Consider the following 13,803-nt stretch of genomic DNA (forward strand, 5'->3'; position numbering starts at 1 on the left):
TCTGAGAGCTTTAATTCAAGGCGTATCAATCACTGACTTTTGCATTGATGCCACACAGAAGTAGAATGCCCCGAACGCTCCATCTTGGTGGGGATCACTATCTTGAAAAACACCGCCGCTAGCCGTGCTATGGCGCAATTCTGCTTTAACTCTCTATGTTTATCGGAATTAATCTTTGTTAACATACCAATACACTCCGAGATTTCAGGATACAAAATGACAATCAACGCCCTACTACTGAGCAGCTCTCGTGTCGGTGATACGCCTTATCTTGCCCACGCGATCCCTTTTATTAAACCGCTCACCGTCAACGCACAAAAATGGATTTTTATCCCCTATGCAGGGGTTAGCATGAGTTATGACACTTATTTAGCGTCTGTCGTGACTGGGCTAGCTGAGCTTGAACTCGATATCAGTGGTATTCATCAGCATCCAGACCCTAAACAAGCAATAAAAGATGCCGATGGAATTTTAATCGGTGGGGGTAACACCTTTCACCTGTTACACCAACTATATCGTTATGATCTGGTCGCGCTTATTCGTGAGCAAGTCGCCCTTGGTAAACCTTATATCGGCTGGAGCGCGGGTTCAAACGTATCGGGACTGAGTATTCGCACCACTAATGATATGCCGATCATCGAACCGCCTTCGTTCAACGCATTAAACTTAGTGCCGTTCCAGCTCAATCCACACTATTCCAATTACCAAGCACCGGGCCACAATGGTGAAACCCGTGCCCAACGGTTATTAGAATTCACTAAAGTCGACCCATTAACCCCAGTGATCGGCATAGTTGAAGGCTCAGCTTTGTGGCGACAAGGAGACACACTATCACTCTTAGGTGACAAACCTGCGTATTTATTCTGTGGTGAGCAGCAAGAGATCCCAATCCCTGTGGGCAGTGACCTATCGCACTTACTCAAGTCCTAATATCCACGTTAGCATACCTAAATGGGCTCACAGTTAACACCGTGAGCCTGAATCACTCATTAGCAATAATTAAGATTAACCATTTGATATTGTAAGTTTTTAATTAACACTCTCGATTCAACTGCACCAATTTTGTGTAAAAACGCCACTGAATTCAATGAGAACAGTGTTAACTCAGCCAAGACAGTTTTTACTGCAGTACCAATTGCGATTACTTATCGTAAAATCACACCGCAAAGTATTGAGAACGGCACCTAAAATAGCGCCAAGCATAATTTATGTTACAAATCTCTAGCTACGCAGGTAAAATTATCCCTTACCTCAGCTACTCGAATCCCACGACTGAGGATTTTATAGCAGACAAGTTATTAATATTTAGGGATTAGATAGACTGAAGCATATATTGTGCCTATGAATCAGCGTCATTTTAGTAAGGAGTTTCCATTTTGCGAATGAATCTTATGATGAATTACCCTACCGGTTATCCGGCATTACTCAAAAAACTACCTTTTGTCATCTTGACCGCCATCGTCTATGTCGTCGGCATAAACAACGTCAATGCCGCAGCGGCAGAGACAACACCAACGCCAGCACCAGAGAAGAAATCCAAAAAATTCTCCCAAGACACAGTTATTGAACTCGCTCAACAACTGTCGCAAAAACCATTTAAAGAAGCGAAAAAAGCACCTAAAGAACTGGTTGATCTCGATTTCGCGACCTATGGCAAAATCAATTACCAAGAAAATGCCGCGATTTGGGGCGGAACACCGACCAAATTTTCGGTACAACTTTTTGCTCCAGGCTTTCTCTATAAAAACCTTGTCGATATCGACGTGGTCGAAAACAGCAAAGCTATTCCAATTGAGCTAACAGAAGCTTCGTTCGATGTCCCTAACGACACCATTGAAAAACTCATCACTCAAGTGGGCCAATACGCGGGTGTGCGTTTACATTACCCTATCAATGATGATGAAATAAAAGATGAATTCATCATGTTTCAAGGTGCGAGCTATTTTCGCGTACTTTCTAAAGGGCAAACCTATGGCTTGTCTAATCGTGGTTTAGCGATTGATGTCGCTCAGCCAAAAGGTGAAGAATATCCCCTGTTTAAACGTTTCTGGGTCGAGCGCCCATCTAAATATCAGACAGCAATTGTGGTTCATGCTCTGCTAGATAGCCAAAGTGTCACTGGCGCCTATCGTTTTGGTATTTATCCCGGCGCACCATCACGTGTCGAAGTGGATGTAACCTTATTTCCACGCAAAGATATCCAGCATGTGGGTCTTGCACCGCTGACCTCTATGTTCCTCTTTGGCGGACTCGATAACTCAGATAAACCCGATTACCGCCCACAAGTACATAACTCCGACGGTCTACAAATCGATCGCGGTAATGGCGAACGCCTATGGCGCCCATTAAATAATCCTAACAAACTGCAGATCAGTGCTTTTGGCGATGAAGATATAAAGGGGTTTGGTCTTATCCAGCGCCATCGTAAATTTGAAGACTATCAAGATCTGAGTGCAAACTATCAACTTCGACCTTCAGCATGGATTGAACCCCTCAATGATTGGGGCAAAGGCCAACTGGTGTTGCTTGAAATTCCCTCTAATGCTGAAACCAACGACAACATAGTTGCCTATTGGGAGCCGCAAGGCGGACTGAAAAAGGATCAGCCCTATAAATACTCCTATCGCATAACGGCCTCAAACGACAGCCCTTCTACGGCGTTAAAAGCACGTGTTGTCCGCAGTACTAAAGGGCAAGTGTTAGCAAAAGGCAAAGAATTACTTATCGATTTCAGTAACATCAAGCCGCAAGATATTGATAAAATTATCATCGATGCCAGCATCAGCAAAGGTAAAATCCTGTCGTCTCGGATTGTCACCCACCCGGACATCAATGGCGCTCGAGTATTTATCAGCTTCGAACCAGAAAGTACCAATGTAGCCGAACTGAGAATACAGCTTAAGAAAGACGATAAACCACTTGCAGCGACTTGGCTGTACCGCTGGAATAGCGATGATTGGCAATAAGCTGATATTCACTAATATCACTGTCTAACAAGCATAAACTGACCGAGTAAATGAATAAAAGCGCCAGTTTTTACTGGCGCTTTTTTATACCTAGGGTTTTATTTATAGGCTTACTATTTATAGGTTTTATCTCTAGCATAAATAGAACAAGCCAAGGCTAAAAACTCACGACCTGCTTTTCAGCAAACATAATCCCATACCTTATCGCTCGACTTCTCTGCCAGCATAACTACAGGCTTAATTCAAAATGACACTATCACTTAAAACGTAGCACTATTGTGTGCTTTTAGGGTTATTAGCCTCTCCTGATGTGCGTCGCCGCAAGGACCTCTGCGAACTAAAGTAAGCAGTACGTTAAGTGTGTCAGTCAAATTTGACCTTAAACCCCTCACGAAGAATGCCGACTAAAAGTAGAAATCTAAATGCAAAAAAGCCTCGATATAAATATCGAGGCTTTTTCTTTTTTGGTACCCGAGGCCAGACTTGAACTGGCACGCTGTTACCAGCGAGGGATTTTAAATCCCTTGTGTCTACCGATTCCACCACTCGGGCAAACGCTGAATATTAATGACGGGAATCATGTCAAAAATATTATTAACTCTACATCATTAACGCTTAACACTAATAAATCTATTTAATAAAGCCTATTGAAGATTCGGACTTTATTTTTACCATCACTATCAAAATAATGGTACCCGAGGCCAGACTTGAACTGGCACGCTGTTACCAGCGAGGGATTTTAAATCCCTTGTGTCTACCGATTCCACCACTCGGGCAAACTCTTGATATTAACGACGGGAATCGTGTCATTAATACTTTAATCTATGGAGGCGCGACCCGGAGTCGAACCGAGATCGACGGATTTGCAATCCGCAGCATAGCCATTCTGCCATCGCGCCATAGTTGCTAACTCATGTTGAGTAGAATTAGACTTTAAAAATATTGGAGCGACATATCGGGTTCGAACCGATGACCTATACCTTGGCAAGGTATCGCTCTACCAACTGAGCTAATGTCGCATCTTGTTTTACTATTCACTCAGATAAACAAAGCATTTCACTTTATTATCTAGCTAATATCAAACATCAATATTGGGTAACGTTAAGACTTTGTTTTCACATTGCCTCTTGTCTACGGGGTGGCATTCTACCGATTTACCACCCAGTGTCAACCGCTGTTTTATCGATAACTTACTGCTTGCACACTAAATAATCTCTTTGATTTTTTATTGCACTATTCAGCGGTAAGATCTTTCCAAGCGGCTAAAATGTAACTCATCATTGACCAAAACGTTAATACAGCGGCGATATATAACAGTACAAATGCGGCATTAGTCATTAAAGGATTGTATTGCCAAATCAGCCCAATAATTGCCACCATTTGTGCAGCCGTCTTGTATTTACCAATCCAAGACACGGCGACAGTACCACGTTTACCAATTTCAGCCATCCATTCCCTCAACGCTGAAATGACAATCTCGCGACCTATCATAAACAGGGCGGGCAACGTCAGCCAGATATTCGCGTATTGATCGACCAACAAAACTAAAGCTGTAATCACCATCAACTTATCAGCGACTGGGTCAAGAAAAGCGCCAAAACGAGTTAATTGTTTCAATTTACGGGCAGCATAACCATCTAATGCATCCGTTAACGCCGCAAGCCAAAAGGTAAATGCGGCAACAAAAGGGGTCCAGTCATAGGGTAAATAAAACAGCACCACAAAAATGGGCAGTAAAAAAAGCCTGAAAAGAGTTAATGCTATAGGTAAGTTAAACGGCATGATCAAACCAGTTAGTCAAAAGCAGCGCCAATCTTGCCTTAATTTTATCACCCTCGCAATGCATCATGAATGGTTTGTGCCATTTCTATGCTGATCCCTGGTACTTTGACTAATTCCGCCACACTTGCCCCTTTCACTTCCTGTAAGCCTCCTAAATGCTGTAACAAAGCTTTACGACGTTTAGGACCAATACCAGGGATAGATTCCAGTGTTGAAGTATTACGGGTTTTCTGGCGACGGTTACGGTGGCCAGTGATTGCAAATCGATGGGATTCATCACGAATATGTTGGATAAGGTGCAGTGCTGGCGAATCCCCTTCGAGGGAAAAGCTAGTTTCGGTATCCCCTAAGATCAAGGTTTCAAGCCCAGGTTTACGGCCCTCACCTTTCGCCACCCCAATAAGCTGCGGCGCTTTATCCAAATGAACAAACTTTTCATCTACTATCTTTTGGGCAATACGCAACTGCCCTAGTCCACCATCAATAAACAGAATGTCAGGGATTTTGCCGCCCGCTTCAATTTTATCGAAACGTCGGCTCACCGCTTGCTTCATCGCCGCATAATCATCACCCGGCGTAATACCGTCAATATTATAACGACGATACTCGCCTTTATGCGGCCCTTCTCGATTAAATACCACACAGGAGGCAACGGTGCTCTCTCCCATGGTATGACTGATATCGAAACATTCCATTCGCTGGATAGGCCCACTCAACTCTAAGATTTCTTCGAGTAACACAAAACGCTGTTCGACTGTGTTCTTATGGGATAGGCGCGTAACCACTGCATTCGTCGCATTGGTCACGGCTAAACGTAAGAAGCTCGCCCTGTCGGCGCGAACATTGGTCTTAATCGAAAACTTTTTATCTAGCGCCTCTGAAATCGCCGCTTCAAGTTCATGTAATTCTTCAAAATTATGGCTAATCACCACTTCTTTTGGAATAGTGCGTTGAATATCTGCATTTAAATAAAACTGTAGGATAAAGGAGCGCAGCACTTCATCCATATCAGTTTGGGCTGGCACTGAAGGATAATAACTACGACTGCCAAAAATTTTACCTTCGCGGATAAATAGCAGGTGGAAACAGGCGATGCCTGACGCATAATGCACCCCAATAACATCCATATCGCCTTTATTATTAGAGACTTCCTGTTGCTCGGCAACTTTACGCAGCGCCATGATCTGATCGCGAAATCGTGCAGCCTGTTCATAGGCTTGCTGCTCAGCCGCAAGTTCCATTTTATCAACCAAGGCGCTGATCACTTGCTGATCTTTCCCCTTTAAAAACAGGCTGGCTAATTTCACTTGCTCATCATAATCAGCGTTACTGACTTTGCCCACGCAGGGCGCGCTACAGCGAGACAGTTGATATTGCAAACAAGGGCGTGAGCGCGATTTGTAGTAAAGATCGTCACATTGACGAATAGGAAACAGCTTCTGCATCAAATGCAGGCTTTCACGCACAGCACCGCCATTGGGATAAGGACCAAAATAGTGGCCTTTTTCCCGCTGCGGACCACGATGATAGGCAAGCCTTGGGTGCTCATGCTGGCTTAATAAGATGTAAGGGTAAGATTTGTCATCACGCAACAACACATTGTATTTTGGCATGTATTGCTTGATGTAATCATTCTCAAGCAACAGAGCATCCGTTTCACTGTGGGTCAGCGTCACATCAATATGGTGAATATGTGAAACTAAGGCTTGGGTCTTAACATTACCGAGGTTTTTACGAAAATACGAGGTGAGCCGTTTTTTAAGATCTTTGGCTTTACCAACATAAATGACGTCATTTTTGACGTCATACATGCGATAAACCCCAGCAGAGGATGAAACAGTACGTAAGAAACTTTGGGCGTTAAATTCATTAGACATCATTCACACCCACAGTTTTGAAGACTTACCACAAACAACATAGGAACATGTAACCCAAGAACTCGCTAGATTAAAGTCATCGACCAACGCAATCCACTTTCCATTAAAAATGGCCAGCATCCAACATCTTATAGCGAATAGCTAACCGCGTTAGTTCGACATCACCACTGATCCCCAGCTTAGCAAATAAACGATAACGGTAACTGTTAACGGTTTTAGGACTTAAGTTCAGTTGCTCAGAAATATCGTTAACCTTCTCGCCATTGGTGATCATCAACATGATCTGTAACTCACGCTCGGACAAAGATTTAAACGGGTTTTCATCGGCAGGATTAAACTGGCTCAGCGCCATCTGTTGTGCAATTTCTGGGGACAAATAACGTTGTCCGCGAGAGACCTGACGTATCGCTTGCAATACTTCCGGCGGCGTCGCTCCTTTTGTTAAATAGCCCGAAGCGCCAGCCTGCATCACCTTACTTGGGAAAGGATCTTCCGTGTGTACAGTTAATACAATAATTTTTGCATGGGGTTGATATCGTAAAATTTTTCGAGTGGCTTCCAATCCGCCCATCCCAGGCATATTCATATCCATTAAGATCACATCCGCTTCATTTTGGCGAGCCCACTGCACCGCAGTCTCACCATCAGGGGCTTCGCCCACGACTTTGATCCCACGTTCATCTTCCAAGATGCGGCGGATCCCAGTTCTCACAAGCTCATGATCGTCAACCAAATATATCGAAATCAACTTAACCCACCTTTTACAATTTACAGCTCGATCCGTGTGTTAGAAAAAGCAACATGGCAAACGGATAACGAGTTCATAGGGCTAATTTAGCCCAACAACCCCATTTCGCAAAGCATAAATTCAACATTGTTAACTAGATGATATTTAAAGGAAGGATTCCAGAATAGCATACCAATAAAAAGCGTTTAAAAACGAAGCAATAACCCCAGAATGACCAGCCTAAAATCCCTGTTAAATCGATATCAAAGTATCCAGCAAATATAGGCAATTTTTCAGTTCAAGAAAAACAAAAAGGCCATCATTACTGTTAGCCTTTCACGTGAATATAGCAGAAGAGATACGCTTAGAATCAGGAACCTAAGGTTTTTAAATAGCTTAAATGCAAAAAGGCGTAAGAACTGCGCTTAGAATGGAGAACCCTAGCTCAAATTTCACACACAAAAAAGGCCATGAATAAACATGGCCTTTTTTGTAAAAATATGGCGGAGGAGCAGGGATTTGAACCCTGGGTGGGCTATAAACCCACGCCGGTTTTCAAGACCGGTGCATTAAACCACTCTGCCACCCCTCCGAACGAGCGAGATAATAGCTATCTCTGTCGCCACTGTAAACTTAAATTTATGGTTAATCGTGTTGATTGACTATTTCATATTCACTTAAATCGAAAGCCGTGAATAACAAAGGGATTAGAATGAGAAAACTGAAATGAAAATTGCACAAACAAAAAAGGCCATCATTACTGATGGCCTTTCTCGTAAATATGGCGGAGGAGCAGGGATTTGAACCCTGGGTGGGCTATAAACCCACGCCGGTTTTCAAGACCGGTGCATTAAACCACTCTGCCACCCCTCCGAACGAGCGAGATAATAGCTATCTACTACTCTGCTGTAAACCCTTAATTTAAAGAAGCAATCTACATGGTCAATCTACATCCAATCCGCTTAAAAATATCGCGTTATTCAACTTATCTTTGAATCCCTTATCAGTTGAAGCGCCATTTTAAGGTGGCACACTTCACACTATATTAAGACTAAGCTCGATTGATATTGATTAAACGGTCAGATAGTTTCTGCATCTCAAGGCTTAACACATCAAGCGCCGTTGCATCGAGGGAGTTATCTTCACTGATGCTATTTATTCGCACCGCCAACTCATTAATCTCTTGAGTGACTTGGCTTTGCTGCTGAGCAGCTAACGCGATTTGTTGGGCACGCTGTGAAATATCATCGAAACTTTGTACGGTACTCGATAGAGAATCGGCAGCGCCCTCAGCCTCCGCAACCGCATGGACAGTGCGGGACTCCCCAGCTTGCATTGCTTGCACAGCGAGCCGCGAAGCCGATTGCAAAGCGTTAATCATGGTACTAATTTCATTAGCCGAATCTTGAGTTCGCCCCGCAAGGGTTCGAACTTCATCAGCAACGACTGCAAAACCACGACCCTGATCGCCCGCTCTAGCCGCCTCAATTGCCGCATTGAGAGCGAGCAAATTAGTCTGCTCAGAAATCGCCTTAATCACATCTAATACAGCGCCCACCTTTTGACTGTCTTGGGCCAATTGGGATATCACCTTAGTTGCGTTGGCAATTTCTCCTGATAATGCCTCAATAGAAGTATTGCTGGCTGCAACACGGGTTTGCCCTTCCCGCACTACAATCAAAGACGATTGCGCAGTTGCAGCACAGTCATTGGTATTATTCGCGACTTCCATGGCGCTTGAAGACATTTGCGTTATCGCAGCGGCTAATTGTGCACTCTCCAGCCGCTGTTGCTCTGCGCGCTGAGCTAACTTACGGCTAAGTCCGCTTAATTGCGTTGCCTCAAATTGAATTTTCTTCGCTTCTTGAGTGATCAGATCTAACATTGCCCTTAACGTCCCTGCATAGGTGTTTACGGCTCGGCGCAAAGCGCCAATCTCATCATCCCGCTGAATTTGCAGTTCAACATTCGCCCCCAAACTACCGTTCCCAAGGGAAGCAATTTGATCTGTGGTTTCCTCAAGTTGCGCCAACAGTTTTTTACCCGATAACCAAGCCAGAGAAAGTAAAATGGCGAGTAATGGTAATAAAAACAATAAAATATCAAATGTTAGCTCACGGGCAAGCCCTGTGACTCGCGTTTTAGGCGTCACAAGGCCAATCACCCATCCGGTATCAGGCATCACAAAAAGACTCACCTCACTCGCCTGATTAAGTCTTCCATCCTTATTTAAGCTTACAGACACCACTTTGTTGATTGAGGTTTGCTTAAGTGCAGCTTCAACGGGGGAGAGCCAAGGTAACTGCCCGACGAGATCCGTAAAACGCAACATAGTGTCGGACTTATTCGTTTCAGGAAAATGTAAGATATTACCCGCTTGGTCTAAAGCAAAAGCATAACCGTCAGTCACATTGCCATGTTCTGTTAAAAATTTGGCTAAATCATCAAGTTTTAAATCTATCGTTGCGACCCCTGCAAATGTACCCGTGAGACGATATGGCACACTGCATGTCACCATAGCCACCTTTGTAACCGGATCTTGATAAGCCTCTGACCATAAACATTGAGATACTGAGCTAGTCCGCGCGCCCGTATACCAAGGATCATTATGATACCCAGGGCCAGATGGCGCATTATAGTCATCCGAATATGCCAGTAGATTATCGCTACCACGGGCCCAGAAAAAACTGTGGCGGATACTCCCAGCGACGAATTTATCTGGCTCAGGCCAGATCCCGCCCCCAGCGATAGTGAGATCGCCATTGTTATCAATCAAATTAGGTAAGGAGTTAAGATATAGAGCTTGCTCATGGGGTAGCACTTCTGCGAGGTGTGCAAGGCTTAAAGTAATCCCCTCAATGCTTGCCAACTTAAGTGCGAGTTGCCTTACGATACTGCTCCCCGTTTGCTCAATTAACTCTTGACTCGCCGCCACCACTCGAGGCTGCCCTCGAAGTGACATCACACCAAAAACCGCGAGCCCAGTCAGTAGAAGCAGCACTACGCTGCCCATTGTGAGCCGCTGCGAAATACGTGTAGGTAACAACATAGCTTTCTCTACTTAAAATAAGTCACCCTGATGGGAGAATTGTTCGGCCGTATGGTCCAAGACTGTCGAGAATCATACGTCGCACCATCCTAGTGCAAATTTTAAAGGCCATAAAAACCATTAACTTGGCCACAAACTTAGTGTAGACCATAAACGAGAAGCGCGGATAAAAAAGCCCATTAATCAGTAGCAGTCACTGATATCAGAATGAAGAATCTAGGGTTAACACAATGAACAATCATGACAGATAGTCTTTCCCTAAAGCATGGCACTGACGCCACGTTTAAGGTCAAAACCTAAGAGCGGAAATAGCACAAACAAAAAAGGCCATCATTACTGATGGCCTTTCTCGTGAATATGGCGCAGGAGCTGCGCTTCAAATCAGGAACCCAAGGGTTCAAACTGTATAAATGCAAAAGGCCGCTAATTGCTTAGCGGCTTTTTGACTAAAAATGGCGGAGGAGCAGGGATTTGAACCCTGGGTGGGCTATAAACCCACGCCGGTTTTCAAGACCGGTGCATTAAACCACTCTGCCACCCCTCCTAACGCCAAAAATAATATAAGTATACCGCTAACTTGTAAACCTCAATTTTTAAATATCGAGTCAAATGCTCAACTTATGTTCACCCCGATGTTTTTTACAACAAATACATGGCCAGTTTCAACGAATAATCGAGTAAACAGACGTAAAAACACCTATACAGTGAGAGACTTGTCGCCTTGGTATGGTAAAATCACTGCAACTTTTCACGGTAAATGCTTATATGAATTCACTCTTGATACCCACGTCTTCACTCGCACCTGAATTTAGCCTGCCAACCCTTCCCGAAACGGCTGACAATCTAAGCGCATTACTCTTAGGACAAGAGCGTGCTGTGGATGCGTTTAAACTCCACCAAGCTATTGTCGATCAGCACTTGTATCTGGCTGATTTCCCGAGCATTGACCGCCAATTAATGATCCAAGCCTCTATTGATAGCCTAGCGCCGTTATCTCCAGCTTATTTAGTGGCAACACGCCCGACTGATAAAGCGGTAACATTTCAGTGGCAATCAGAGAAACCACTAGAAAATCAGATCAGTATTGCCGAAAAAACGACTCGCTATCGCTACCTCAGTGGCAATATTCGCCGTGTAGACCTCATTGGCCGTATGGCACAAACAGGAACAACAAGTCAGTATCAAGCTGGTGCTCTGGCCGAATGTCATTATGTATTTATTTGCGCCGAGTCACTGTGGAAACGTGAAGGTTTATGGGAATTAGTGATGCAAATCCTCACCCATAAAGCGTATCAGATTAGCAATAACTTAAGTCCTATCCCGCTCAATTGTAAAATTGTCCTTATCGGTGCAGGAATGATTTATAGCCAAGTCAGAACTGAGGATTGGCAATTTCAACGTCACTTTACCCTACTAGCAGAACTCGCTAGCGAAATCGACTTGGTCCGTTATACAGAATCACAATACGTCGCATGGTTGCAAGCGGTTGCACAAAGTGTCGAGGTCACTTTAGAACAATCAAGCCTAGCGCCACTTTTTCGTTATAGTGCACGGTTAACCGAACATCAGCGCCGCCTCAGTTTGTCTATGCTCGAGTTTGCCCAACTGATGGTACAAGCTAAAGCCTATTGTGGTAAACCGAGTATCAATGCGAGCAGTATTGAGCTCGCGTTAGCCCAAGCCAACTATCGTCATAACAGCTCGGAAGAGTATTCAGGTCAAAGCTTCGATGACAACTTCATAAATCTGCCAACTTCGGGTGCTATGGTTGGTCAGATCAATGGATTAACTGTCATTGATGCAATCGATTACAGTTATGGTGAGCCTGCGCGGATCACGGCATCTGTTCACTATGGTGATGGTGAAGTCGCCGATATCGAAAGAAAATCTGAACTTGGTGGCAATATACATGCCAAAGGAATGATGATCCTTTCTGCCTGCTTGTACCGTATCTTTGGGCGAGATGCACCATTACACCTAAATGCCAATATCGTTTTCGAGCAATCCTATCAAGAAATTGATGGTGATAGCGCATCACTCGCCGAATACTGCTGTTTGATGTCAGCGATTGCTGAACAACCCATTATTCAGTCACTGGCAATAACTGGTGCATTGGATCAATTTGGTAATGTGCAAGCGATTGGTGGCATCAACGAGAAAATTGAAGGCTTTTTTAATCTGTGTGAACGTCGTGGTCTCACGGGAGAACAAGGCGTCATCATGCCCAAATCGAACGTGTTACAGCTTAACCTCAATCCCAAAGTGATTACAGCTGTAGGCAAAGGCTTATTTCACCTCTATGCAATCGAGCATATGGACCAAGCTGTTGAGCTATTAATGCAAATGCCTGCGGGTGTAGCCGATGAAGATAATGATTTTCCACATGATTCATTATACGGCCTTGTGCAGGAACGATTAGACAAGCTCGCAGGAAATGGCGAGGAGGAAATCGGCATAATCACGAGATTACTCGCAAAATTGGGATTTTTTCGCCGCTAATTAGCTGATCGGAGTTGTTTAGCTTACACGTGTTCGCTAATCTTGGCGGCTCTTATTGCTGGAGTAGTAAAACAATGAACAAAGCAAACAGTTTCAATAAAGAAGAACTCATCGCCTGTGGCCATGGGAAATTATTTGGTCCAAACTCACCTCGTCTGCCTGTCGATAACATGCTGATGATAGATAGAATCGTTACTATCAATGATAATGACGGTGAGTTTGGCAAAGGTGAAATTGTCGCTGAACTCGATATTAATCCAAACTTATGGTTTTTTGACTGCCACTTTATTACCGACCCGGTAATGCCTGGCTGTTTAGGGCTTGATGCCATGTGGCAACTCGTTGGCTTCTATTTAGGCTGGGAAGGCGCAGAAGGCAAAGGACGTGCTCTGGGTGTAGGTGAAGTAAAGTTTACTGGTCAAGTATTACCAGGCGCTAAGAAAGTCACTTATAAACTCAATATCAAGCGTACTATTCACCGTAAACTGGTGATGGGTATTGCCGATGCAATCCTTGAAGTTGATGGCCGTCAAATCTACAGTGCAACCGATCTTAAAGTCGGTGTCTTTAGCGATACGTCTACATTCTGATCAGTCTTACTCCAATACACTGAAGATATCAGTACTACAGATATAAAAATGCCCTCATCTGAGGGCAATATGCTGCATTACTTTGCTTGTTCTGGGCTATTTAATTAATGAGTAAAACTCAATTATTTATTAAATAGCCCATTAACTCGGCCATCCACACCTTCACGCCAACCGCCTAACCACTGCGATCGCGAATCAAGATTTGCATATGGACAGAGCTCCTTAGAGCGTCCACCAACCCCAGCTTGGAATCCTTTTGAAAAAGCTCTGTCTAAACGATCTCGTTTTTGTCTTTTCATGCAAGCGTCCTCTG

Annotated in this window: 9 protein-coding genes and 7 tRNA genes; 4 read left to right on the plus strand and 12 right to left on the minus strand. The window is 44.0% G+C overall.

From position 1 onward, the window contains the following. Positions 1-216 precede the first annotated feature (216 nt). Together pepE and L5M49_RS03455 are read left to right on the plus strand one after the other, a co-directional pair. Positions 217-930, plus strand: a complete 714-nt coding sequence (gene pepE, locus L5M49_RS03450; RefSeq protein ID WP_263265454.1) for a dipeptidase PepE — start codon at positions 217-219, stop codon at positions 928-930. Between the two features lie 452 nt (positions 931-1,382). Further along, positions 1,383-2,966, plus strand: coding sequence for a glucan biosynthesis protein G (locus tag L5M49_RS03455; protein WP_263163059.1), 1,584 nt, complete (start codon positions 1,383-1,385; stop codon positions 2,964-2,966). A gap of 465 nt (positions 2,967-3,431) precedes the next feature. On the opposite strand, the gene L5M49_RS03460 is transcribed toward L5M49_RS03455, so the two are convergent. The 11 genes from L5M49_RS03460 to L5M49_RS03510 all read right to left on the minus strand — a co-directional run bounded on the left by L5M49_RS03460 (position 3,432) and on the right by L5M49_RS03510 (position 10,945). Continuing rightward, positions 3,432-3,518: transfer RNA gene (locus L5M49_RS03460), tRNA-Leu, on the minus strand. A 137-nt stretch (positions 3,519-3,655) separates the two neighbouring features. Then, positions 3,656-3,742 (minus strand) — tRNA-Leu (locus L5M49_RS03465). Positions 3,743-3,791: 49 nt separating this feature from the next. Then, positions 3,792-3,865 (minus strand) — tRNA-Cys (locus L5M49_RS03470). A 44-nt stretch (positions 3,866-3,909) separates the two neighbouring features. Further along, positions 3,910-3,985, minus strand: a tRNA-Gly gene (locus L5M49_RS03475). A gap of 214 nt (positions 3,986-4,199) precedes the next feature. Further along, positions 4,200-4,748, minus strand: coding sequence for a CDP-diacylglycerol--glycerol-3-phosphate 3-phosphatidyltransferase (pgsA, locus tag L5M49_RS03480; RefSeq protein WP_028759642.1), 549 nt, complete (start codon positions 4,746-4,748; stop codon positions 4,200-4,202). Positions 4,749-4,795: 47 nt separating this feature from the next. Next, positions 4,796-6,625 carry an excinuclease ABC subunit UvrC gene (gene uvrC / locus L5M49_RS03485; protein ID WP_263181527.1) on the minus strand — a complete coding sequence of 610 codons (1,830 nt, stop codon included), beginning with the start codon at positions 6,623-6,625 and terminating at the stop codon, positions 4,796-4,798. A gap of 103 nt (positions 6,626-6,728) precedes the next feature. Next, entirely contained in the window at positions 6,729-7,373 is a 645-nt protein-coding gene (gene uvrY / locus L5M49_RS03490) for a UvrY/SirA/GacA family response regulator transcription factor (protein ID WP_006082070.1), read from the minus strand. A gap of 480 nt (positions 7,374-7,853) precedes the next feature. Further along, positions 7,854-7,944: transfer RNA gene (locus L5M49_RS03495), tRNA-Ser, on the minus strand. 190 nt (positions 7,945-8,134) lie between these two features. After that, positions 8,135-8,225: transfer RNA gene (locus L5M49_RS03500), tRNA-Ser, on the minus strand. Between the two features lie 178 nt (positions 8,226-8,403). Then, positions 8,404-10,401: a methyl-accepting chemotaxis protein gene (locus L5M49_RS03505; RefSeq protein ID WP_263171937.1), complete on the minus strand. Its 1,998-nt coding sequence runs from the start codon at positions 10,399-10,401 to the stop codon at positions 8,404-8,406. A gap of 453 nt (positions 10,402-10,854) precedes the next feature. Then, positions 10,855-10,945 (minus strand) — tRNA-Ser (locus L5M49_RS03510). 221 nt (positions 10,946-11,166) lie between these two features. Between L5M49_RS03510 and L5M49_RS03515 the strand changes: the two genes are divergently transcribed. Both L5M49_RS03515 and fabA read left to right on the plus strand, forming a co-directional pair. Then, on the plus strand, positions 11,167-12,900 hold the full coding sequence (locus L5M49_RS03515) for an AAA family ATPase (protein WP_263265455.1): 1,734 nt from the start codon (positions 11,167-11,169) through the stop codon (positions 12,898-12,900). A gap of 74 nt (positions 12,901-12,974) precedes the next feature. Further along, positions 12,975-13,490 carry a bifunctional 3-hydroxydecanoyl-ACP dehydratase/trans-2-decenoyl-ACP isomerase gene (gene fabA, locus L5M49_RS03520; RefSeq protein ID WP_263265456.1) on the plus strand — a complete coding sequence of 172 codons (516 nt, stop codon included), beginning with the start codon at positions 12,975-12,977 and terminating at the stop codon, positions 13,488-13,490. A 122-nt stretch (positions 13,491-13,612) separates the two neighbouring features. Here the strand turns inward: fabA and rmf are convergent, their stop codons facing one another. Beyond that, the gene (rmf, locus tag L5M49_RS03525; RefSeq protein WP_006082074.1) at positions 13,613-13,789 is read right to left on the minus strand and encodes a ribosome modulation factor; all 177 of its coding nucleotides are present in this window, start codon (positions 13,787-13,789) and stop codon (positions 13,613-13,615) included. Between the last annotated feature and the right edge of the window lie 14 nt (positions 13,790-13,803).

The organism is Shewanella sp. SM74 (genome assembly GCF_025653725.1).
GTDB lineage: Bacteria > Pseudomonadota > Gammaproteobacteria > Enterobacterales > Shewanellaceae > Shewanella > Shewanella oncorhynchi.

Coding starts and splice junctions, on each gene's coding strand:
- pepE (WP_263265454.1), top strand. CDS start 217: ATGACAATCAACGCCCTACTACTGAGCAGCTCTCGTGTCGGTGATACG.
- L5M49_RS03455 (WP_263163059.1), top strand. CDS start 1,383: ATGAATCTTATGATGAATTACCCTACCGGTTATCCGGCATTACTCAAA.
- pgsA (WP_028759642.1), bottom strand. CDS start 4,748: ATGCCGTTTAACTTACCTATAGCATTAACTCTTTTCAGGCTTTTTTTA.
- uvrC (WP_263181527.1), bottom strand. CDS start 6,625: ATGTCTAATGAATTTAACGCCCAAAGTTTCTTACGTACTGTTTCATCC.
- L5M49_RS03505 (WP_263171937.1), bottom strand. CDS start 10,401: ATGTTGTTACCTACACGTATTTCGCAGCGGCTCACAATGGGCAGCGTA.
- L5M49_RS03515 (WP_263265455.1), top strand. CDS start 11,167: ATGAATTCACTCTTGATACCCACGTCTTCACTCGCACCTGAATTTAGC.
- fabA (WP_263265456.1), top strand. CDS start 12,975: ATGAACAAAGCAAACAGTTTCAATAAAGAAGAACTCATCGCCTGTGGC.
- rmf (WP_006082074.1), bottom strand. CDS start 13,789: ATGAAAAGACAAAAACGAGATCGTTTAGACAGAGCTTTTTCAAAAGGA.